This window comes from Streptomyces sp. Q2 (genome assembly GCF_056820935.1).
In genome coordinates this window covers 98,697-119,566 of record NZ_JBXEJE010000032.1, presented here as the reverse complement: position 1 = coordinate 119,566, position 20,870 = coordinate 98,697, and the positions used below count along the sequence as shown (strand labels likewise).

The 20,870-nt window shown below is 70.3% G+C and carries 19 protein-coding genes and 1 pseudogene; 4 read left to right on the top strand and 16 right to left on the bottom strand.

The window, feature by feature from the left end; translation table 11 throughout:
* Positions 1-93 precede the first annotated feature (93 nt).
* From ACWBNA_RS32300 to ACWBNA_RS32285, 4 genes and pseudogenes are all read right to left on the bottom strand, one after another.
* Complete coding sequence (locus ACWBNA_RS32300) at positions 94-771, bottom strand: response regulator (RefSeq protein ID WP_482708054.1); 678 nt, start codon at positions 769-771, stop codon at positions 94-96.
* Positions 768-2,027 (bottom strand): sensor histidine kinase, encoded by a 1,260-nt coding sequence (locus ACWBNA_RS32295; RefSeq protein ID WP_482708062.1) that lies wholly within the window; start codon positions 2,025-2,027, stop codon positions 768-770. Before ACWBNA_RS32295 ends, ACWBNA_RS32300 begins: the two co-directional genes overlap by 4 nt.
* A gap of 23 nt (positions 2,028-2,050) precedes the next feature.
* Complete coding sequence (locus ACWBNA_RS32290; protein WP_482708053.1) at positions 2,051-2,836, bottom strand: ABC transporter permease; 786 nt, start codon at positions 2,834-2,836, stop codon at positions 2,051-2,053.
* Positions 2,833-3,754, bottom strand: a pseudogene (locus ACWBNA_RS32285) (ABC transporter ATP-binding protein). Before ACWBNA_RS32285 ends, ACWBNA_RS32290 begins: the two are co-directional and overlap by 4 nt.
* A gap of 94 nt (positions 3,755-3,848) precedes the next feature.
* Between ACWBNA_RS32285 and ACWBNA_RS32280 the strand changes: the two are divergent.
* A complete protein-coding gene (locus ACWBNA_RS32280; RefSeq protein WP_482708052.1) occupies positions 3,849-4,400 on the top strand; it encodes a GNAT family N-acetyltransferase in 552 nt (183 codons plus the stop codon).
* A gap of 13 nt (positions 4,401-4,413) precedes the next feature.
* Here the strand turns inward: ACWBNA_RS32280 and ACWBNA_RS32275 are convergent, their stop codons facing one another.
* The 10 genes from ACWBNA_RS32275 to ACWBNA_RS32230 all read right to left on the bottom strand — a co-directional run bounded on the left by ACWBNA_RS32275 (position 4,414) and on the right by ACWBNA_RS32230 (position 15,854).
* Complete coding sequence (locus ACWBNA_RS32275) at positions 4,414-5,913, bottom strand: type IV secretory system conjugative DNA transfer family protein (RefSeq protein ID WP_482708051.1); 1,500 nt, start codon at positions 5,911-5,913, stop codon at positions 4,414-4,416.
* A gap of 19 nt (positions 5,914-5,932) precedes the next feature.
* Complete coding sequence (locus tag ACWBNA_RS32270) at positions 5,933-7,351, bottom strand: ATP-binding protein (protein WP_482708050.1); 1,419 nt, start codon at positions 7,349-7,351, stop codon at positions 5,933-5,935.
* Positions 7,352-7,363: 12 nt separating this feature from the next.
* Entirely contained in the window at positions 7,364-8,923 is a 1,560-nt protein-coding gene (locus ACWBNA_RS32265) for an SCO6880 family protein (protein WP_482708049.1), read from the bottom strand.
* The gene (locus tag ACWBNA_RS32260; protein WP_482708048.1) at positions 8,920-10,251 is read right to left on the bottom strand and encodes a hypothetical protein; all 1,332 of its coding nucleotides are present in this window, start codon (positions 10,249-10,251) and stop codon (positions 8,920-8,922) included. Before ACWBNA_RS32260 ends, ACWBNA_RS32265 begins: the two co-directional genes overlap by 4 nt.
* A complete protein-coding gene (locus ACWBNA_RS32255) occupies positions 10,241-11,080 on the bottom strand; it encodes a DUF8175 domain-containg protein (protein ID WP_482708047.1) in 840 nt (279 codons plus the stop codon). Before ACWBNA_RS32255 ends, ACWBNA_RS32260 begins: the two co-directional genes overlap by 11 nt.
* A gap of 197 nt (positions 11,081-11,277) precedes the next feature.
* Entirely contained in the window at positions 11,278-11,586 is a 309-nt protein-coding gene (locus tag ACWBNA_RS32250; RefSeq protein ID WP_019526682.1) for a hypothetical protein, read from the bottom strand.
* A 431-nt stretch (positions 11,587-12,017) separates the two neighbouring features.
* The gene (locus ACWBNA_RS32245) at positions 12,018-13,349 is read right to left on the bottom strand and encodes a S53 family peptidase (RefSeq protein ID WP_482708046.1); all 1,332 of its coding nucleotides are present in this window, start codon (positions 13,347-13,349) and stop codon (positions 12,018-12,020) included.
* Between the two features lie 304 nt (positions 13,350-13,653).
* Positions 13,654-14,214 carry a TetR/AcrR family transcriptional regulator gene (locus ACWBNA_RS32240; protein ID WP_482708061.1) on the bottom strand — a complete coding sequence of 187 codons (561 nt, stop codon included), beginning with the start codon at positions 14,212-14,214 and terminating at the stop codon, positions 13,654-13,656.
* 541 nt (positions 14,215-14,755) lie between these two features.
* Complete coding sequence (locus ACWBNA_RS32235; RefSeq protein WP_482708045.1) at positions 14,756-15,481, bottom strand: DUF4328 domain-containing protein; 726 nt, start codon at positions 15,479-15,481, stop codon at positions 14,756-14,758.
* Between the two features lie 121 nt (positions 15,482-15,602).
* Complete coding sequence (locus ACWBNA_RS32230) at positions 15,603-15,854, bottom strand: DUF397 domain-containing protein (protein WP_482708044.1); 252 nt, start codon at positions 15,852-15,854, stop codon at positions 15,603-15,605.
* Positions 15,855-15,993: 139 nt separating this feature from the next.
* Here ACWBNA_RS32230 and ACWBNA_RS32225 point away from each other — a divergent pair, with 139 nt between their 5' ends.
* The 3 genes from ACWBNA_RS32225 to ACWBNA_RS32215 all read left to right on the top strand — a co-directional run bounded on the left by ACWBNA_RS32225 (position 15,994) and on the right by ACWBNA_RS32215 (position 18,798).
* Positions 15,994-16,749 (top strand): trypsin-like serine peptidase, encoded by a 756-nt coding sequence (locus ACWBNA_RS32225; protein ID WP_482708043.1) that lies wholly within the window; start codon positions 15,994-15,996, stop codon positions 16,747-16,749.
* A 167-nt stretch (positions 16,750-16,916) separates the two neighbouring features.
* Entirely contained in the window at positions 16,917-17,861 is a 945-nt protein-coding gene (locus ACWBNA_RS32220) for a C40 family peptidase (protein WP_482708060.1), read from the top strand.
* Between the two features lie 232 nt (positions 17,862-18,093).
* Positions 18,094-18,798 carry a phosphatase PAP2 family protein gene (locus ACWBNA_RS32215; RefSeq protein WP_482708042.1) on the top strand — a complete coding sequence of 235 codons (705 nt, stop codon included), beginning with the start codon at positions 18,094-18,096 and terminating at the stop codon, positions 18,796-18,798.
* Positions 18,799-18,824: 26 nt separating this feature from the next.
* On the opposite strand, the gene ACWBNA_RS32210 is transcribed toward ACWBNA_RS32215, so the two are convergent.
* Both ACWBNA_RS32210 and ACWBNA_RS32205 read right to left on the bottom strand, forming a co-directional pair.
* On the bottom strand, positions 18,825-20,366 hold the full coding sequence (locus tag ACWBNA_RS32210) for an FAD-binding oxidoreductase (protein ID WP_482708041.1): 1,542 nt from the start codon (positions 20,364-20,366) through the stop codon (positions 18,825-18,827).
* 225 nt (positions 20,367-20,591) lie between these two features.
* Complete coding sequence (locus ACWBNA_RS32205) at positions 20,592-20,780, bottom strand: hypothetical protein (RefSeq protein WP_482708040.1); 189 nt, start codon at positions 20,778-20,780, stop codon at positions 20,592-20,594.
* Positions 20,781-20,870 lie beyond the last annotated feature (90 nt).

Sequence of the window (20,870 nt, the reverse complement as noted above, 5' to 3'; positions counted from 1 at the left end):
ACCCTGTGGGAGAGTAGGACGCCGCCGAACAATTTTTGAAAGAAGGCCCACACCTCACGGTGTGGGCCTTCTTTGCGTTTCCGGTCAGCTTTATCAGGCCGGCTTTACCAGTCCCGTGTCGTACGCCAGGATCACCGCCTGCACGCGGTCCCGGCAGCGCGTCTTGGCGAGGACGCGGCCCACGTGGGTTTTCACCGTGGACTCGGCCAGGTGGAGGCGGGTGGCTATCTCGGTGTTCGTCCAGCCCTGCCCGATGACGGTGAGGATCTCGCGTTCGCGGTCCGTGAGGGAGACGAGGCGGGGGTCGTTCCCTTGCGAGTCCGGGTTCTCTGTGGGGGCTCCGGTGGGGAGGTGGTGGGCGTAGGTGTCCAGGAGGCGCCGGGTCAGGCTGGGGGCCACCACCGCGTCGCCCGTGGCCACCGCGCGGATGCCGGAGAGGAGTTCCTCGGGCTGGGCGTCTTTGACGAGGAAGCCCGAGGCGCCCGCGCGCAGGCCGGCGTAGGCGTACTCGTCCAGGTCGAAGGTCGTGAGGATGAGGACGCGGGTGCGGGCGCCGGCGGCGACGATGCGGCGGGTGGCCTCGATGCCGTCCAGGCCGGGCATGCGGACGTCCATCAGGACGACGTCGGGGTGGAGCTCGGCGGTCAGGCGGGTCGCCTCGGCGCCGTTCGTCGCCTCGGCCAGCACCGTCATGTCGTCCTGGCTCTCCAGCAGCATGCGGAAGCCGAAGCGTTGCAGGGGCTGGTCGTCGGCGATGAGGACCGTGGTCACTGCGGGGTTTCCTCCGGGAGGTGAAGGTGGACGCGCCAGCCCTGTTCGGGGTGGGGGCGTGGGCCGGCCTCAAGTGTGCCGCCGTACAGGGCGGTTCGCTCGCGCATTCCGGGCAGGCCGCGACCGTCGCCGGTGGCGTCCGGCTCGGCACCGCGGCCGGTGTCGGTCACCGTGACGGTGACGGCGCCCTTGTCCTCGTACGAGATCTCCAACCGTGTCGTCGCGCCGGGGCCCGCGTGTTTGAGGGTGTTGGTGAGGGCTTCCTGGATGACGCGGTAGACGGTGAGCTGGCGGCCCTCGGGGAGGGTCGGGGTGCCGTGGACGGTGGTGTGGACGGGGAGGCCTGCGGATCGTACGCCGTCGATGAGGTGGTCGAGGTCGGTGAGGGCGGGTTGCGGGGCCAGTTCCGGTGCCTGTGCGCCTTCGTCGTCTCGTAGGACGTCCAGGAGGCGGCGGAGCTCGGTGAGGGCCTGTCGGCTGGTGGTGGAGATGGCGGTGAGGGCCTGCCCGGCTCGCTCGGGGGACTTGGTGGCCGCATAGCGGCCGCCGTCGGCGAGGCCGGTGATGACGGACAGGTTGTGGCCGATGATGTCGTGCATCTCGCGGGCTATGCGGGCGCGTTCGGCGGCGGCGGCGAGGCGGGCCTGTTGGTCGCGTTCGATCTCCAGGCGGCGGGCGCGGTCCTCGAGGGCCTCGGTGTAGGCGCGGCGGGTGCGGACCGTGATGCCGATGGCTGCCGCGACGACGATGGACATCAGTACCGGGACGATGTCCTGGTCCACGCTTCCCCGAGGGTGGCGGGCGGCGGCCACCGCGACCGGCGTGATGACCACGACGGTCGTCCACCACAGGTTGCGCGGGGGCCGGCGCAGGGCGATGTGGAAGACGACGAGCAGTTGGAGCAGGGCGGCCTGGAGTGCGGCGCCGCTCCAGGCGTTGACCAGGGCGACCGGGGCGACGGCGAGGAGGACGGCCTGGGGGTGGGTGCGTCGCCGGAGGAGGGGGATCGTCAGGCCGAGGCTCAGGATGAGGGCCAGCCAGCCCGGAGCGTCGGGGGCGCGTGCGATGGTGCGCCAGCCGCCGTCGAAGTAGTGGATGAGGGCCGCCGTCACCCAGAAGCCGGTGAGGTGGAGGTCCCACGCCAGAGGGTGGCGCCGGTCGAAGGCGCGTACGCGTCGGCTGACGCGTTGGACGTACTCGGTGAGGGGTTCCGCCGTTCGTTCCTCCGCCGCTCGTTCTTCCGCCACGGGGTCCATGGTGAGGGCTTCCTGGCCTGTCGTCACACGTCCCGTCGTTTCAGGACCGCCGCGGCTGCCGCGAGGGTTGCCGCCGTCCACAGGAGCATCGCCAGCAGGGCTGTGCCCGGGGAGGCCGTGCCCGGCATCGGCTGGGCGGTGGTGAGAGTCTCCAGGGCGCGGCCCGGGAAGTAGCGGACGGCGTCGTCGACGAGGTCGTACGGGAGCATGGCCAGCACCTCCGGCACGATCATCACGAGGCCGATGAACGCGCCCGTGGCGATCGGCACCGAGCGGGCCAGGGCGCCGATGCCGAGGGCCAGGACGGTGAGAAGGGTGAGGCCGGCCGCGTTGCCGGCGAGGGCGCGCAGGATGCCCGGGTCGCCGAGGGAGGCGGCGTGGTCGGTGTCGGAGAGGAAGGACTGGGCGAGGGGGAAGGTGAGCAGGTTCGTCCACAGGGTGAGGACGAAGGCGACCGCGGCCAGGACGGCGGCCTTGGACCACAGGACGGGCAGGCGCCTTGGGACCGCGGTCATGGTGGCGCGGATCTGGCCGGTGGAGTACTCGCCGGCCGTCGCGAGGATGCCGAGGACGCCGAGGTTGACCTGGGCGAACTGGGTGCCGAGGAGGACGAGGACGACCGTGTCGAGCTCGGCCTCGCCGCCGCCGTCGTAGGCGGCGCCGATGCCCGCGCCCATGGCGAGGGTCAGGGCGCTCGTGGCGACGAGGGTGATCCAGGTGGAGCGCAGGGTCCAGAGCTTGTGCCACTCCGAGCGCAGGACCCGGGACGGGGTCACGCGGTACGTCGTCGGCGGTGCGGTGGTGCTCATGACGAGGCTCCTTCCAGGGTCGTGGTGAACTCCACCGCGTCGTGGGTGAGGTTCATGAAGGCCTCCTCAAGTGAGGCGGTGTTCGGGGTGAGTTCGAGGAGGGGGATGCCGTGGGCGGCGGCGGTGCGGCCGATGTGTTCGGCGTCCGTGCCGCGGACTTCGAGGGTTTCCGGGGCGGGGCTGGTGAGATCGACGCCGGGTGCGGAGAGCAGTCGTACGAGGGTCCGCGCCTCCGGGGTGACGACCTTGATGGTGCCCGCTCCTGACCGGCGTACGAAGTCGGCGACCGTGGTGTCGGCCAGGAGGCGGCCGCGGCCGATGATGACCAGGTGCTCGGCGGTGAGGGCCGTCTCGCTCATCAGGTGGGAGGAGACGAAGACCGTACGGCCTTCCGCGGCGAGGGACTTGAGGAGGTTGCGGATCCACAGGACGCCCTCGGGGTCGAGGCCGTTGACCGGTTCGTCGAGGACGACGGTGGCCGGGTCGCCCAGCAGGGCGGCGGCGATGCCCAGGCGTTGGCCCATGCCGAGGGAGAAGCCCTTGACGCGGCGGTGGGCGACTTCGGTCAGGCCGGTGAGGTCCAGGACGTGGTCGACGCGGGCCTTGGGGATGCCGTGGGTGTGGGCGAGGGCCCGCAGGTGGTGGTGGGCGGTGCGGCCAGGGTGGACCGAGCGGGCCTCCAAGAGGGCGCCGACCTCGTGCAGGGGTGCGGGGTGGGCGGCGTAGGCGCGTCCGCCGACGGTGACGTGGCCGTGGGTGGGGGGCGTCCAGGCCGAGGATCATGCGCATGGTCGTGGACTTGCCGGCGCCGTTCGGGCCCAGGAAGCCGGTGACCGTGCCGGGGTGGACGGTGAAGGAGAGGTCGGTGACGACGGTCTTGTCGCCGTAGCGTTTGGTGAGGCCCTGCGCCGTAATCATGCTTCGATGCTCGTCCGCAAGGTGGCGGCGGGCGTCGGACCGGGGGCAGTATGCGAGGTGAGGGGCGTAGTACCCGGGTATTACGGTGGCTGGCATGAGCAGCTATGTGATCCGGTCTGTGCGTGCTGACGAGTGGTCTGCCGCGAAGGAGTTGCGGCTGGCCGCGTTGCGGGATCCCGTGGCGCATCTCGCCTTCCTGGAGACGTACGCGGAGGCGGCGGCCCGGCCGGACTCGTTCTGGAAGGCGCGGGTGGCCGGGTCGGCCGAAGGTGTGGACGGGGCGCAGCAGATCATCGCCGAGGGGCCGGACGGGCGGTGGGTCGGGACGCTGACCGTGCTGGTCGAGGAGCCCGGGACGACGGACTGGGCAGGCTTCGCGGTGGAGCGGAAGCAGACGCATCTCGTCGGGGTGTTCGTGCGGCCCGAGGAGCGGGGGAACGGGCTGACCGAGGTGTTGTTCGACGCCGCGCTGGAGTGGTCGTGGGAGCGGGGGGCTGAGCGGGTGCGGCTCATCGTGCACGAGGAGAACGGGCGGGCCCAGCGGTTCTACCGGAGGGTGGGGTTCGTGCCGAGCGGGGTGACCGTGGCGCTGGGGGACGCGGGGGAGCGGGAGCTGGAGTTCGTCCTCGACCGCGGGTCCGACTGAGGGTCTGAGGGTGTCACACCGGGAGTTCCGCGTCCGGCCAGCGCGTGCGGGCCTGTTCGCGGGAGCGGAGCAGGGCCAGGGTCGGCAGGCCCCGGTCCGTTCCGGCGGCCAGCAGTTCCGGGAGCTGGGGGAGCGGGGCCACCGCGGCGACATCGTCCAGGACGAGGGTCAGTGGTGGGTCGAGGCGACCGGAGGATGACCGTTCGGCCATGCGCCGGCCGCGCTCGACCACGCTTGCGGTGAGGGCGGTGAGCAGAGGCATCGCGCCCGGGTTGGTCCGGGGGTCCTCGATGGATTCACCGACCACATAAAGCGTGCCCCCTTCGTCCACGAAGGAATCCAGGGCGAGGGCATCAGTTCGGTTGGGCGTGCAGGCCTCACGGATGTTGAGCGTGAAGAGGGCGGAGAGGGCCCTGCTCGTCAACTCCTGGGCGATGTCCCGGCGTTCGGTGTGGGCGGTGAGTGCGGCTTCGAGTTCGCCCGCGGAGCCCGGGGCCGCCTTGGGGTTCGTACGGAGGGTGCGTACGGCGTCCTGGATCTGAGTGCCCTGGGACCAGCGGTGGACGTGGCGGATGGTGCGGCCGTCGATGGCGGCGGCGTGCAGGTAGCTGCGCAGGAGCGTTTCGGCGGTGTCGCTGACCGCCTGGTCGAGCCGGGCGGTGGGGCGGACCGGGGTGAGGAGTGCGACGGCTCTTCTTGTCGCTGTCTGCTTGTCCTCGCAGCCCGAGGTGGGGGACCAGTGGAGGCGGGCCGGGGTGTCGCAGCGGTGGGTGGGGTCGTAGACGTGGACCGGGCCGAGTTTGGCGCGGGCGTCCTTGGTGTCCTGCCAGATGGCGGGGTTCGAGGTGACGACGAGGGCGGGGCCCTCCGCGTCGCGTACGGCTTGGGTCGCGGTGGTCCGGCGGGTTTCCGGGGGGCCGTAGAGGATTGCGCCATCGGTGCGGGGTGTTTCCCACCCGCCGACCCGATCGCCGTTCGTCGAAAGGCTCGGCAGGGGAGTCGCCAGGGGAGCCGGCTCGATCGGTGCCGTCTCCTGCAGTACTTCGGTCGGCTGCGGCTGCGGCTCCGCGCGCGGCACCGGGACCTCGGGAACCTCGCGGGCCTCAGGCGCGGGCGCCGGCGCCGGGATCTCCAGCCGCCTGCGCATCCTGACCGCCTTCCACCGCGCCAGCGTCCCCATGACGAACACCGTCAGGACGACGAGGATCATGACCTGGCCGATGAACAGGCCCCAGAACAGGCCGTAGCCGGAGAGGTCGGACGCGGGGGCGTCGGGCCAGGCGCCGGCGATGTCGTGCGGTCGGGCGACGAGGTGGCGGATGGCCAGGGGGGCGCGGGTGAAGGTGACGCCGTCGGGCCAGGCGCCGTGGGCGAACAGGGCGGCCAGGCCCGTGGCGGACCACACCAGCAGGGTCATGCCGAGGAGGAAGGCGAGTATGCCGACCAGGAGGCCGTCGGGGATGCCTCCCTGACCGTTCTGCCGGTCGTCCCGGTACTGCTCGTTCGGTCTCACGCCTTCCCCCTCCGACTGCCTACGCCACCGTCGACTCGGAGTCACCGAGGTGCTGTTCCACGAATGCCGCCGCGCGTTCCTCCGCCTCCAGTTCGGCGGCGCGCAGGGCGTCGTCGGCCAGTTCGCGGTGCTCGGCGGAGGACTCGGTCATCGCGCGGTCGGTGAAGACCAGGGGGCGTTCGGTCTCGGTGATCAGGTGTTTGACGACCTGGACGTTGCCGTTGACGTCCCATACGGCGATGCCGGGAGTGAGGGACGGGATGATCTCCACCGCCCAGCGGGGCAGGCCGAGCACCCGCCCGGTGGCACGAGCCTCATCCGCTTTCTGGGCGTAGATCGTCCGTGTCGAGGCCATCTTCAAGATGGCCGCGGCCTCCTTCGCCGCCGCCCCGTCCACCACGTCGCTCAGGTGGTGCACCACCGCCACGAACGACAGGCCCAGTCGACGCCCGAACTTCAGCAGCCGCTGGAAGAGCTGCGCCACGAACGGGCTGTTGATGATGTGCCAGGCCTCCTCGACCAGGAAGATGCGCTTCTTGCGGTCGGGGCGGATCCAGGTGTGCTCCAGCCACACGCCGACGATCGCCATGAGGATGGGCATGGCGATGGAGTTGCGGTCGATGTGGGACAGGTCGAAGACGATCAGCGGGGCGTCCAGGTCGATGCCGACCGTGGTCGGGCCGTCGAACATGCCCCGCAGGTCACCGTCGACCAGGCGGTCGAGGACCAGCGCCACGTCCAGGCCCCACGCCCGTACGTCGTCTATGTCGACGTTCATCGCCTCGGCGGACTCCGGCTCCGGGTGCCGCAGCTGCTCGACGATGTCCGTCAGCACCGGCTGGCGTTCGACGATCGTCTCGTTGACGTAGGCGTGGGCGACCTTGAGCGCGAAGCCGGAGCGCTCGTCGAGGCCGTGGCCCAGCGCGACCTCGATGATGGTCCTCAGCAGGGCGAGCTGCCCGGTCGTCGTGATCGCCGGGTCGAGCGGGTTGAGCCGGATCCCCATGTCCAGGGCCGCCATCGGGTCCAGCCGGATGGGAGTTATTCCCAGCTCCTGCGCGATGAGGTTCCATTCGCCGACGCCGTCCTCGCCCTGGGCGTCCAGGACGACGACCTGGCGGTCGCGGAAGCGCAGTTGGCGCAGGACGTACGTCTTCTCCAGCGCCGACTTGCCGTTGCCGGACTCTCCGAGGACGAGCCAGTGCGGGGCCGGGAGCTGTTGGCCGTACAGCTGGAAGGGGTCGTAGATGTACCCCTTGCCGGAGTAGACCTCGCGGCCGATGATGACGCCCGAGTCGCCGAGGCCGGGGGCGGCGGTCGGGAGGTAGACCGCCTGGGCCTGGCCCGTGGAGGTGCGTACCGGCAGGCGGGTCGTCTCGACCTTCCCGAAGAGGAAGGACGTGAAGGCGTCGGTGAGGATGGTCATCGGATCCCGCATGCGGCTGCCCCTCTACCTTCGGATGCCGGTGGCGAACGGAAGGGTGTTCACGAAGGCCCGATGGTGCTCGCGATCGCACCACTCCAGCTTCAGGTACGACTTTCCGGCCGACGCCCGGATGGTCCGCTTGTCGCGGGCCAGGGCCTCGGGATTGCGGGAGGAGACGGTGATGTAGCCGACCAGGTTGACGCCGGCCGCACCGCTCGCGAGGTCTTCTCCTCGCTGGTCGAGGCGGTTGTGGGCGGCGATGTCACGCGGGTCGACGGTGCGGTTCATCTTGGCGGCGCGGGACGCCTCGGCCTCGTCGTTGGTCTTTTCGGTCAACATACGTTCGATGGCTACCTCGGTGGGCTCGAGATCCATCGTCACAGCCACCGTTCGGATGACGTCCGGGGTGTGGACGAGGAGCGGGGCGAGGAAGTTCACGCCGACCGGGGTCATCGGCCACTCCTTCACCCACGCCGTGGCGTGACACCAGGGGGCGCGGGTCGAGGACTCCCGGGTCTTCGCCTGGAGGAAGTTGGGATCCATGGCGTCCAGCTCGGCCGGCCAGGCGTTGCGCTGGGTCATCGCCTGGATGTGGTCGATCGGGTGGTCGGGGTCGTACATGGAGTGGATGAGCGAGGCGAGGCGGCCCTGGCCCAGCGGCTGCCGTACGCGGATGTCGGCCTCCTGGAGGCGCGAGCAGATGTCGGTCAGCTCGCGGGCCATGACGACCGCGAGGCCGGCGTCCCGGTCCAGCTTGCGGCCGTTGTGCGGGCGCGCGGCGCGGGCCATGGCCTGGGCCTCGGCGGCGAGTTCACGGGTGTAGTGCATGCAGGCGACCAGGTACGCGCGGTGCTGCTCGCTGCTGGTGGACACCATGGACTGCAGCTGGTCGTACGACTGCTGCAGCCACCCCAGCGACTTCTCGTCCCCGCGCATGGCGACGTCCTTGGCGTGGGCGTCCGGGTCGGCGGGCAGGGTGCGGGCGAGCATCTGCAGCCGGGTGACGAAACCGTCGCCGTTGGCCACGTGCTTGAGGAGGGTGCCGAAGCGGTCGACGAGGGCTTCCTGGTCCTCGGAGTCGCGCAGGCCGACGCCGGGCCCCTCGATCTCGATCGCGGCGGTGACCGTGCGACGGTCCGCGTGGAGCAGTACGGCGATCTCGTCGGGGCCGAACGGGGCGGCGAGCCAGTTGATGCGGCCGATGCCGGGCGGCGGGCCGATCTCCACCTCACGGCCGTCGAGGTGGGTGCCGGCCTCCATCACACCGGAGCGGTAGGCGGTGCCCTGCTTGAGGGTGCGCTTGTAGCTGCGGTTGATCTCGAACCACTTGTAGAAGGTGCGGCGCTTGTACGGCACGTAGACCGCCGCCAGCGCGAGCATGGGGAAGCCCATCAGCAGCACGATGCGCAGGGACAGTACCGGGACGAGGAGCCCGCACATCATGCCGAGGAACGCGCCGCCGATGATGAGCGCGATCTCGCCGGTCTCACGATTTCTGCCGACGATCGCGTTCGGCCGGGCGCGGCCGATCAGATATGTACGGCGGGGCGTGACCGGATGGGACACGTGGGACTCGGTCGTCAACGCCCTTCACCTCCCGTGCGGTTGGTACTGCTGTTGCGTGTGTTGCCGGCGTGCGGGGTGTTCACCGGGCTGGCTGCGCGGGGAGCGGGTGCGGCGGAGGGGACAGATCCGCCGCCTCCGTTCGGGGTGCGTGTGCTGTGCGCGGCGACCCCGCCGGATACGGGGTTGCTCGGGCGGGCACCGCCGGAGTTGCTCCCGCCGCCGCCGTTGTCGGCGCGGGCGCTGTGCGTCTTGATGCCCTGGGCGACGAGGGTCGCGGGAGAGCTGATGGCGGCCGCCGCCTTGCCTTCCGCGCCCTGCATGATGCGGTTGCTGCGGGAGTTCGCGATCTCGTCACCGAAGCCGGGGACGAACCGGTAGATCATCGCGCTGGCGAAGATCGCGAGCAGGATGATGGCGAGGCCGGAGACGACGGCGGAGAAGGCGTCGGGGCCGTCCTCCGCGGACAGGGCGCCGGCCAGACCGAGCACGATGACGATGACCGGTTTGACGAGGATGACGGCGATCATGATGCCCGCCCAGCGGCGGACGTGGCCCCACAGGTTCTTGTCGACCAGGCCGGCGTAGACGACGGTGCCGAGCAGGGCGCCGACGTAGAGGAGCGCGGCCCTGATGACCAGCTCCAGCCACAGCACTCCGGCGGCCAGGATGCTGACCAGCGACACGACGATCAGCATGATGGGGCCGCCGCCGATGTCCTCGCCCTTGCTGAGGGCGCCGGAGAACGTGCCGAAGAAGGTGTCCGTCTGATCGCCGGTCGTCTTCGCCAGGACCTCCGAGACGCCGTCCGTCGCCGATACGACCGTGTAGAGGATCAGCGGCGTGAAGGCAGACGCCAGGACGGTCAGCCAGAGGAACCCGATCGCCTCGGAGATGGCGGTGGTGATGGGCACGCCCCGGACGGCTCGCTTGGCCACGGCCAGCAGCCACAGCAGAAGCGTGAGGATCGTCGACGCGGCGAAGACCACGGCGTACTGCTGCAGGAACTTCGTGTTCGTGAAGTCGACGTTCGCGGTTTCCTTGACGGCTTCGCTGAGCTTGTCGACGGTCCAGGCGGCGGCGTCGGCGCAGCCCTTGGCGAGGGAGGAGAGGGGGTCGAGGGTGTCGGTCAGGCTAGGGGTACCGGTGCCGGTGGAACCGCCGCCTCCGGAACCTCCCTCTTCGCAGTACTTCCTGGCGGGAGGGGCGATCAGCGAGCAGTCGCTGCTCTCGGTGGGTGACGGCGTGGGGGTGGGTGCCGCGAAGGCGCGCGTGGCCGTGAGTACCGCTGTGGTCTGCACTGCCGTGATGACAGCGGCCACCTTGAGTACACGGTGTTTAGCGGGCATACGTGAACCCTCCGTACTCTTCGACGGCCTTTGCCATCTCATCGGCGCTGGAGGCCCGTTCGTCCCCAGGAACAGGAGCCGGGCCTTCCTTCTGGGAGTGCGTCACGATTTTCCAGTCACCGCTGGTCCATTGCAGCTTCATGTCGATGGTGAACCAGCTGCTCGTGACCGGGTTGGTGGAGTTCTCGCCGGCGAGGCCGAGGAGGCCGCCGCACCAGACCGCGACGCTCACGCTGTTCGTGGAGGCTTCGGTAACCTTTGTGCCGATCGGGCTTGTCCGAGAGACGAAGGTGTAGCCCGACGGCGCGGAGCCGTCCTCGTTCAGACCGACGTTCTTGTTGAACTCGGGCGTGTACGCCTTGTCCAGCGTTGCCTTCAGGGGCGGGATCCGGGAGGGGGCCATGACTGTCTGCAGGAGCGCGTCCCGCTTGGCCTTGTTGAACATGTCGGCAGACCCCAGCGCCACGGCGTAGTTGGCGGCCGCGCTCTGCGCACCCTGCTCGTCGTGCGCGTACCCCGTCGGGATCCCGCCCGCCTTCTTCGTCACCGGGCGGCTTCCGCTCGCCGCCGTCGACGCTGCGTCCGGCTGGGTGGCTGTCGTGTCGGTGGATGCGGAATCGTCTTTTCCGCGGTTCGCGAAGGCGATCGCGGCGATGAGGAGGACGATGACGCCGACGACCGTGACCAGGCTGCGGGAGGAGGAGCGGCCGCCTCGTCTGGCGCCGCCGTAGACGTCGTGGTCGCGGTCGGGCAGGCGGGTGGTGCGGGTCTGGCCGGTACCGCCGTAGCCGCCGGAGGAGCCCGGCTCGTGGTCGTCCCCGAGAGTCATGCCGCGTACGCCCCCTCGACGTCGTGCGGAAACACGTAGGAGTACGACGGTAGCCGTGCTGGTTCCCGCGCGGGCGCGGTGTGGTGACTCGACATCAGGGAAACGCAACCTCAGCCGGTGGGCACGACGGACGGGTGGGGTAGGGGGAAACCGGGCGCGCCCGGCCGGACCGGAGGTGCGTCGACCGGACGCGGTGCCTACACGGCCATGCCGTACACGATGGTGAAGAGCGTGCCGAGGGAGCCGATGATGAAGACTCCGGTGAGGCCCGCGATGATGAGGCCCTTGCCCTGTTCCGCGCTGAAGGTGTCGCGCAGTGCGGTGGCACCGATGCGCTGTTTGGCGGCGCCCCAGATGGCGATGCCGAGGCAGAGCAGGATGGCCACCGCCATCACGACCTCGATCATCACCTTCGCCTCGTTGCCCAGGCTGCCGAAGGGGCCCCAGTCCGGAGCGATCCCCCCGATGATGGTGTTGATGTCTCCCTCGTCGGCCGCAAAGAGCATGTAAGTCACCGCCCCTGGTGGGTAGTTCCGCGTCCCCTGCACGGGCGCAGAGGTCAGGCATCATTCTCGCCGACAATGACGCTGCCGTATGTCGACTTGGCGTCATCGGTTGGCGGTTTTCGTACGAATACCTTGTCACCGGCCCGCGAGGGTCCCTCGGACGGGTGCGGGACGGTATACGAGGAATCGTATCGTCACTCTGTGTATCACGGCAGGTCACGCCGGGCAATGAGGCCTGAGCGGAACCTGTCGTGTGGTTCCGTCGTTGACCCCTTTCACGACCGGACACGGTGGGTGACGGCCAGTCGGGTGAGTGGTCGGGAAGAATGTTCTCATGGCGAACGGGCCGCGGCTGGATGCCGCGGCCCGTTCGGCCCCGTGCCGCCCGCGGGCCCTCACGGCCCCCTGAGGCGAGATGTGATGACGGTCGTTCAGCCGGTGAAGGCGGCGGTGCCCTCCGGGGTGCCCCAGCCGGTCGGTCCGTCGTAGCCGGAGGCGGCGGTGCAGAAGTAGCTCGTGGAGCAGTTGCCGTTGTTGCCGGAGGTCACGTCGTTGAGCGCCGAGGTGCCGGCGGCCTTGTACGGGAACTGGGCCGGGTAGGAGCTGCTGGACGGTGTGCCGGCGAGGGCGTAGACGGCCGCGATGATGGGCGAGGAGGCGCTGGTACCGCCGAAGGTGTACCAGCCGGCGGTGACGCCGTAGGAGTCGTAGACCGAGACGCCGGTCGCGGGGTCGGCGACGGCCGAGACGTCCGAGATCATGCGCTTGGTGCAGCCGGTGTCGGTCTGCCAGCTCGGCTTGGCGTCGTATTTGGAGCAGCCGGAGCCGGTGCCCTCGGTGGTGCTGGTCTTCCACACGCTCTCGGTCCAGCCGCGGGTCGTGGAGGAGGTGGAGAGCTTGGTGCCGCCGACGGAGGTGACGTACTTGGAGGCGGCCGGGTATTCGGCGCCGTAGGCGGAGTCGCCGGCGCTGACGGTGATGGCGACGCCGGGGTGGTTGAAGTACGAGGAGTCGTACGACGTGTCCGAGGAGGACTCCGAGCCGCCGTAGCTGTTGGAGACGAACTTGGCGCCGAGCTTGACGGCCTCGTTCACGGACGTGCCGAGGTTGGCCATGCTGGCGGACGTCGCCTCGACGAGCGTGATGCTGCAGTTCGGGCAGGTGGCGCTGGCCATGTCGAGGTCGAGGGAGATCTCCTCGGCCCAGCCGCTGTCGGCGGCGGGAAGGGAGGTCGTGGAGCCGGTCTGGCTGACCTTCTTGAAGCAGCCGTTGGCGGTGGTGCAGGTGGAGAGGCCGTAGTACGAGCGGTACTTCGCGAGGTCGGCCTCGGCGTTCGGGTCGTCGTAGGCGTCGACGATCGCGATGGTCTCGCCGGAACCCTTGGTGGAGGCGGCGGAGGTCAGGCCGTAGGCGGACTGGAGGTCGGACGGGCCGTAACCGGTGGGGGTGGAGGCGTCGGCGGCCTTGGGGGTGACGCCGTCCTGCGTCGCCTGCTGCTTCTGGAAGGCGGTGAGGCCGCCGGTGACGCGCAGGGAGTCGCAGGCCAGTTCGCCCTTTTTCTTGGGCGTCGCACAGGGGGTGGCGGACCAAGTGACCTTGGAGGAGGTGGTCTTGGCGGCGGTGGTGGCTTCGGGGGTGGCGCTCGCCTGGGCGGCCGCGGTGCCGAGTCCGGCGAACACGAGCGCGGCGGTGGTCACGGCGGTGGATGCGGTGCGGGTCCATCTGCGCCGGGCGGTGGGGGAGTTGGGGGGTGTCGTACGCAACGTACAGCCTCCTGAGAGTGGTTGACAGGGGCAGTGCGGGTGCTGATGCCGTCGGTACGTGGTCCCCGGCGGCGGGCGGCGGCCCGCCGACGACTGTTGCTTGTTGAGTACGTGACAACAAGGTGGGCTGCGGAATCCTGACTTCCGCCTTACTGAAGGGGGTTGGGGGATTGCTGATCAATGGCCGCGTGATGGCGGGGGGATGGCTGTGGCTTGACCCGGCGCACAGCTGCCGCACAGTTTCCGTTGCGGCTCGGCGGCTCGGCGGCTCGGCGGCTCGGAGGGTTCAGCGGGCTCGGAGGGCTCAGCGGGGCTTGAGGCCGTGGATCAGGTGGTGGATCACGTCGTCGAGGTGGTCGTGGGCCGCGGCCGCGTCGAGCATGCCGCCCGCGGTGAACGAGGCGAGGCCCTGGAGGGCGGCGCCCACGACGATGGTGAGGCGTGCCGGATCGCCGTCGACGATCTCGCCGCGCTCCTGGGCGTCCGCGATCAGCCGCTCCAGGGAGCCCACCGTCCGGTCGACCCCGGCGGCCATCTGCTCCGCGGCCTCGGGGTCGTGCTTGCGGGCGTACATCAGCTCCAGCAGCTCGGCGTTGTCGCTCGCGAACCCCATGTAAGCCCGGGCGAGGGCGGTGAGGCGGGGCTCGAGCGGGAGCGTGGGGTCGTCGGCGGCGCCCAGGGTCTGGGCGAGCCGCTCGTAGCCGGCCAGCGCCAGGGCGTTGAGCAGGGCCTGCTTGTCCTTGAAGTGCCGGCCCGGGGCGGCGTGGCTCACGCCCGTCTCGCGGGCGAGCTCGCGCAGCGAGAGGGAGCCGACCCCCTTCTCCCGCAGGCTGCGTTCGGCACCGGCGAGCAGGGCGGCTCGCAGATCTCCGTGGTGGNGCGGCGTGGCTCACGCCCGTCTCGCGGGCGAGCTCGCGCAGCGAGAGGGAGCCGACCCCCTTCTCCCGCAGGCTGCGTTCGGCACCGGCGAGCAGGGCGGCTCGCAGATCTCCGTGGTGGTAGGGGCGGCTCTCGGGCATGTGGGACATCGTAATCCGATGTTGTCGCTGCCACCTCGCTGCTGTTCCGGCTCCTACCGTTCCCGTGGACTGAGCAGGAGTGAGTCCGCTCAGCCGCGCCCCCCGGACGGTCTTGGGGAACGGTCTTGGGCGCGCTGGTCCCCGGCGCACTCGACCCCGGGGCAGCGACACGGATCCTGTCCGTGGTCCGATCCCGGGAGGCCGGTTCCCTCACGACCTGGCCAGATGGGTACAGCCAGAGGCGACGGGGAGGCCCCGAACCATCACTCCGGTGGAACGGGGGCCCCGCACACTGGCGCCGTACCCGGCGTCCCAGATCACACGATCACCGTAGCCCGAACGGACCAGGACGCCGCAAGCCCGTAAGTCGACCATCACATGATCGAGTTAAACCGTCCTCGTGCCCATTCCCCTGCCAACAGCCGGCAACCCCTTGGCCGCCTTCAGTCGTTGCATGGCCGTCAGGCGGACGGCGAAGTACACCGCGGCTCCCGCGGCGGCGATGTCCAGGGCGTCGGCCGCCATGTACTGCAGCACGGCGTCCCGGACTTCCGACATCGTCTCGGCGCTGTCATAGCGCGAGCCGGCGTACCGGCCGAACAGCGCGCCGGCGACGAACAGGCCCCACCACAGGTTCACCGGCCAGATCGATGCCCGGTACGGCTCGCCGTCGGTCGGCAGCGGGGTGCCGGCTCCCCACATCTCGACGGCGATGCGGTACGGGATCCAGAGGTTCGCCAGCGGGATGAGCCAGCCCCCGATGGCCCAGCCGGCGCCTCTGCGGAACCGGTCGGGGGCCAGCAGCCCGGTGTTGCGACGCATCCGGAAGAACCAGACGACGAAGAGGATCGCGCAGGGCACGTAGACGATGCCGTGAGCGTTCCCGGCCGTCTGGTACAGCGTGTACGCGTCGTCCAGTTCCCGCTGCGGGGCACTGGCAAGGCCGTCCTCGTCGATGAGCGTGTAGATCCGGGCTCCGACGAACACGGCGAACAGATCGCTGAGGGCGACCACGGTGAGCAGTGCCGACGCGGCGGCCAGCAGGGCGCGCGACGAGCGCGGTGCCCCGCCGGGCAGCGAGGGCCGTGGACGCAGGTCACTGGATGCGGACATGATGGCGGCCCCCCACGGGCGAGACGACGGAACGGCCCGCGGAAGATCGCGTGCAGGGGCACGATACGGCCGGCGCTCGGCTGTGCGCATGTCGCCCGGGCGGGGTTCACGAACGCGTGCCCTACGCGTGGGGCGGGTGCTCGGCCCCCTCCACGAAGTGGTCGAACTCGCCCGCCCGTACGCCGAGTACGAAGGCATCCCATTTGCGGCGGTTGGTGGTGACCACGTTGTCCGGGTCGCTGGTCTCGCGGAGGTAGACGGGGGCGTCCCCGTCGTCGCCCTCGCCGAAGGCGATCTCGATCCAGGGGCCGGGGCCGGTGGCGCCGGGTGGGGCGGCTCGGGTCCAGGTGAGGTCGGTGGGGATGTCGCTCAACGGTGGGTTTCCCTCTTCGGTACGGACAGGAAGGCGTCACGGACAGGAAGGCGTCACGGACAGGAAGGCGTCAAGGATCGCCGGTCAACCGTATGCGCACGGAACGCGTTCTCACCTTCGTGCGGCACGCTGGGCTCTGATGAAGCGCCACTTTCACCCCGTCCTCCACGCCGTACTCCTCCTGCTCGCCCTCACCTCGGCCTCCGAGGCCGCCGCCGACGATGGTGCGGGCCCCCTCGGAGTGACCACGGTCGCCGTCCCGACGGCGCGGACCGCTCGCGTGGGGGCGCTGTTCGCGGCCGGGCAGCACTTCTGCACCGCGTCCGTCGTGCACAGTCCGCACCGGGATCTCATCGTCACCGCGGCGCACTGCCTGGACGGGAGCACGGGCACGCTGGTGTTCGTGCCGGGGTACCGGGACGGCCGTGCTCCGTACGGGGCGTGGACGGTCCGCCGGCGGTTTCTGCCCGGGGGCTGGGCCAAGGGGCAGGACGAGGACAGCGACGTGGCCTTCGGTGCCGTCGCCGACCGGGACGGCAAGGGCGTCGAAGAGGCCGTCGGCGGTGGGAACCGGTTCGTCACCGGGATGGCCACCGGGGCGACCGCGGTGACCGTCACCGGGTATCCCGACTCCCGCGACGCCGCCGTCAGCTGCACCAACAGGCCCACCGCGCACAGCCGTACGCAGCAGCGCATCGCATGCCCCGGACTCAGCGGAGGCACCAGCGGCAGCCCGTGGGTGAACGGAGAGGGCGACGTCGTCGGCGTGCTGGGCGGGCACGAACAGGGCGGGGCCACCGCCGACGTCTCGTACAGCGTCGTTCTCGGCGCCGAGGCCACCTCCTTGTACCGGGCCGCGGAACGGGACACCGCGTCCGGCTCTCGGTCGGGGTGAGGCCGAAGGCGACAGGCCCCGCCGACTTCGCGTGCATCGGTTGCGCCGGATTCCCGGTGGGAAGCTCCTAGACTGACGCGGGACTCCCAGTGGCCGAGGGGCGGTTGACGGTGCGTAAGGCATGGATCGTGGGGGGCGCCGCTCTCGCGGCGGGTCTCAGCTTCGTGATGCTGCTCGTCGTCGGGGTGTACGTCGTCGCCGGGAACCTCGTCAACGGGGTGAGCGGGGGCACCAAGGCGTTGGCCAAGGGGGCCGTGCCCGCCGCCTACCAGACCCTTGTGCAGAAATGGGGCAACCTGTGCCCCGCCATCAATCCGGCGCTGCTCGCCGCCCAGCTGTACCAGGAGAGCGGATTCAACCCGAAGGCGCAGAGTCCCGCGGCGGCCCAGGGGATAGCGCAGTTCATTCCCGGGACCTGGGCCACGCACGGAGTCGACGGCGACGGGGACGGAGACAAGGACGTATGGGATCCGAATGACGCGATTCCGTCGGCTGCGTCCTACGACTGCTCCCTGGCCTCGTACGTGAAGGACGTCCCGGGGAATCTGACCGAAAACATGCTGGCCTCGTACAACGCGGGGGCCTACGCGGTCATCAAGTACGGGGGAGTGCCGCCGTACAAGGAGACCCGGAACTACGTGAAGACGATCACGACCCTGGAGGAGAGTTTCGCCGCTCCCGTCAGCCGGGTCGATCCGTCGAAGCAGGCCGCCGGTGCCATCTACTACGCGCAGAAGAAGCTGGGCACGCCCTATCTGTGGGGCGGTACCGGTACCGCTGAGCAGGGCGGGCGGTTCGACTGTTCGGGGCTGACGCAGGCCGCGTACGAGACGGTGGGGATCACGCTGCCGCGGGTCGCCAATGACCAGTACAACGCGGGGCCGCATCCGGCCAGGAGCGAGCTGCTCCCCGGGGACCTGGTGTTCTTCTCGGACGACCTGACCAACTCGCGGGCCATCCGGCATGTGGGCATTTATGTGGGTGGCGGGTACATGATCGATGCGCCGAGAACGGGTGCTGTGATCCGGTTCGACCCGATCGACACCCCTGACTACTTCGGAGCCACCCGGGTCACCGAAGATGGCGCGAAAGCGCTGCCCACAACGGTGTGAACCGAGCGTGAACCTGCCCCCTGAGCTGCAGCGATGAGTCTCTCTTCGGTAACGTCTGAGTGATCATTCGGTGGAGTGTGGAACGTATCAACGAGAGTCATGCGTTCCTGATGACGTAGCTGAGCGGACGACGGACATCACAGTCGGCGGATGCGGATCTACACACCACGGGGGTGGGCACAGCGGTGCGCGCAAGGGCGTGCCGGGAGAGACGACGAAGGGGCCGTGCGCCATGGCTGGACTCGCAGAATCCGGGTCGAACCCTGACGTCGATCTGCTGTACGACATCAACGGCCTCGCCAAGGACGCGCCGGCCTGGTTCGACCGGGCCATGGAGTACGTCGGCGAGTACGGGCTGCTGCTCGCGATGGTGCTGCTCGTGGTGTGGTGCTGGTGGTCCGTGCGGCGGCGGGGCGGTGAGGACGCGGCGTCGTCCGTGGCTGCCCTGGTCTGGGCGCCGCTCGCCGCCGGGATCGCGGTCCTGGTGAACGTGCCGATACGAGGGTTCGTGGAGCGGCCCCGGCCCTTCCTCACCCATCAGGGGCTGGACGTCCTGGTCTCCGGCAAGACCGACTACTCCTTCGTGAGCGACCACGCCACCATCACCATGGCCATGGGCGTCGGGCTCTTCGTCGCCAATCGGAAGTTCGGGCTCTTCGGGCTCGGACTCGCCCTGCTCGAAGGGTTCTGCCGGATCTACATGGGTGTGCACTATCCGACGGACGTGGTCGGCGGGTTCGCGCTCGGTACGGCTGTCGCACTGCTGCTCTCGCCCGTGGCCATGGCTCTGCTGACGCCCGTGGTCAAGGCCGTCGAGCGGTCGCCGCGGGCCGGGTGGCTGGTCAGGGCGCGGGGGCGGTCGTACGACGGGCCGGACACGGTGATTTCGGGGGCTCGGCGTGAGGCGGGGGCCGAGGAGCGGGACCTGGCCGCGTAGGCGCGTTCTCCCAGGCTCCCGGTGTCCTACAGCGCCTGCGGGTAGGTGAAGAAGCGGGTCGGGTCGTACTGCTTCTTCAGCTGTGCCAGGCGGGTCGCCGCATCGCCGTAGTACGCGTTTCGCCAGTCCTTGAGGGTCGGGTCCGTGTAGTTCTGGTAGGCCGCGCCCGAGGCGTACGGCTTCATCGCCGTGTGGGCCCCGGTCAGCCAGGACTCGGCCGTCGAGCCGCTCGTGCCGGCCCGCCAGGAGGCGATGTACTGGGCGAGCATCCGGGAGCGGCGGTGGACGAACGCCGTCGCCGTGGGGGAGACGCGGTTGACCGCTCCGCCGAGGGCCGTGAACGCGATGCTGCCCGAGCCGCCGCGGACGGACCTCAGCTGCTTCAGGAGGATCTGGACCGCGGCGGGGGAGAGCGACCTGTCGAAGAAGTCCGACCGGGCCGCGTAGGTCTCCCGGCCCAGTGCTCCCTGCGGGGAGCGGCCGGGGGTCGTGCCGGGCAGGTGGCACATCGCGTCCGCCGAGAAGGACGAGCAGCCCGCGTAGATCTCCATCGCCTCCTCGTAGCCACGGCGGCGGAGGGAGACACTGCTTGCCGGGGCGCCCACCTTGTCCGCGAGGCGGTCGACCGCGTTCTGGAGCTCGCCGTACGTGCCGAGGGAGAAGGCGGCGACCGAGACGGTGGAGTGGCCGCCGGACGTGCCCGCCAGGTGCAGGGACGACCAGATCTCGTCCGGCTGGGTCGGACCCCACTCCTGCCAGGCCCTGACGACCGCCGCGGCCCTCGACCACGGCCAGGACAGGTACGCCGTCACGGCCTGCGGGGCCGGGTGGGTCTTGAAGCGCAGTTCCGTCACGACGCCGAAGTTGCCGTTGCCCGCGCCTCGCAGGGCCCAGAAGAGGTCCTTGTGGTCGGTGGCGTTCGCGGTGAGTTGCTTGCCGTCCGCGGTGATCAGGGTGGCCTGGGTGAGACTGTCGCAGGTCAGGCCGTAGGCGCGGGAGACGACTCCGTGGCCGCCGCCGAGGGTGAGGCCACTGACGCCGACGGTCGGGCAGGAGCCGGCGGGGATGGTCACGCCCTTCGCGGCGAGGGCACGGTAGACGTCGATGAGCTTGGCGCCGGCGCCGACGACCGCCGTGTCGCCGCTTGCCCGGACCCGGTTGAGTTTCGAGACGTCGATGATCAGGCGGCCGTTGCCCGAGGACCAGCCGGCGTAGGAGTGGCCGCCGTTGCGGATCGCTACGTGGAGGGTGTGGGCCCGGGCGTAGGAGAGGGCCGTGCGGATGTCGTCGGGGTGCGCGACGTAGGCGACCGCGGCCGGTTTCAGGGCGTCGAAGCGGGTGTTGTACAGCTGGCGGGCTGCCGGCCAGTTGGCGTCGCCGGGGCGGACGAGGGGGCCGTCGAGGGTGCGGGCGAGGGCGGACCAGTTGGCGGGGGCGGTGGCGGTGGTCGACTTGAAGGTTGTCGTTGTCCGTGTGCCGTTGTCCGGCCCGGGATCGCCGGCCTTGCAGGCTGTGGCCGCGGCCGTGAGGGTGGCTGCGCCGGCGGCGAGGAGGGTGCGCCGTTCCATGTCCGTGCCTGTGCCTTTCGTCGGGCCTTCGTGGAACGAGACGGGGGAACGGGGGTGGGGGTTCCATGGTGCGGGGGGCTTGGGGGCGGGGGTAGGGGTGGGTTGCGCAGCCCGGCGCTGCGGGGTGCCGCCTGCGCCCACCCGTGCCGCCCCGGCTGCCCGCGGGTTGGCGGGTGGGCTGGGGGCGCGCCAGCGGTACGACTGTCCGCAGATTGGCGGGGTCGTTCAGTTGGGGAGGTGGGCCTCCGCGTCTGCTCTTGCTGAGCTTCTTGCTCTGCGGGCCGGGCCGCGCCAGCCGCAGGTGCAGTGGGCTGTGCAGAAGCGGCCCTGTTCGACTGTCGTCGTGCGGTGGGTGGGTCGGTCGGCGGGTGGGGGGATCCTGTCCTGCTGCGCCACGCCGACAACGTTACCCATGCCGGGTAAAGCGTTGGTACGCGCGTGACGACCCCCGTCTGCTCGTCGTTAGGCGGAACGACAGTGGGCCCGTGACGGCGTACCGGCTGG

What these genes read in the sequence shown, in the direction of transcription:
- ACWBNA_RS32295 (WP_482708062.1), bottom strand. Translation starts at nt 2,027, where the DNA reads ATGGACCCCGTGGCGGAAGAACGAGCGGCGGAGGAACGAACGGCGGAA.
- ACWBNA_RS32290 (WP_482708053.1), bottom strand. Translation starts at nt 2,836, where the DNA reads ATGAGCACCACCGCACCGCCGACGACGTACCGCGTGACCCCGTCCCGG.
- ACWBNA_RS32280 (WP_482708052.1), top strand. Translation starts at nt 3,849, where the DNA reads ATGAGCAGCTATGTGATCCGGTCTGTGCGTGCTGACGAGTGGTCTGCC.
- ACWBNA_RS32270 (WP_482708050.1), bottom strand. Translation starts at nt 7,351, where the DNA reads ATGCGGGATCCGATGACCATCCTCACCGACGCCTTCACGTCCTTCCTC.
- ACWBNA_RS32260 (WP_482708048.1), bottom strand. Translation starts at nt 10,251, where the DNA reads ATGCCCGCTAAACACCGTGTACTCAAGGTGGCCGCTGTCATCACGGCA.
- ACWBNA_RS32255 (WP_482708047.1), bottom strand. Translation starts at nt 11,080, where the DNA reads ATGACTCTCGGGGACGACCACGAGCCGGGCTCCTCCGGCGGCTACGGC.
- ACWBNA_RS32250 (WP_019526682.1), bottom strand. Translation starts at nt 11,586, where the DNA reads ATGCTCTTTGCGGCCGACGAGGGAGACATCAACACCATCATCGGGGGG.
- ACWBNA_RS32235 (WP_482708045.1), bottom strand. Translation starts at nt 15,481, where the DNA reads ATGTCCGCATCCAGTGACCTGCGTCCACGGCCCTCGCTGCCCGGCGGG.
- ACWBNA_RS32225 (WP_482708043.1), top strand. Translation starts at nt 15,994, where the DNA reads ATGAAGCGCCACTTTCACCCCGTCCTCCACGCCGTACTCCTCCTGCTC.
- ACWBNA_RS32220 (WP_482708060.1), top strand. Translation starts at nt 16,917, where the DNA reads ATGCTGCTCGTCGTCGGGGTGTACGTCGTCGCCGGGAACCTCGTCAAC.
- ACWBNA_RS32215 (WP_482708042.1), top strand. Translation starts at nt 18,094, where the DNA reads ATGGCTGGACTCGCAGAATCCGGGTCGAACCCTGACGTCGATCTGCTG.
- ACWBNA_RS32210 (WP_482708041.1), bottom strand. Translation starts at nt 20,366, where the DNA reads ATGGAACGGCGCACCCTCCTCGCCGCCGGCGCAGCCACCCTCACGGCC.
- ACWBNA_RS32205 (WP_482708040.1), bottom strand. Translation starts at nt 20,780, where the DNA reads ATGGGTAACGTTGTCGGCGTGGCGCAGCAGGACAGGATCCCCCCACCC.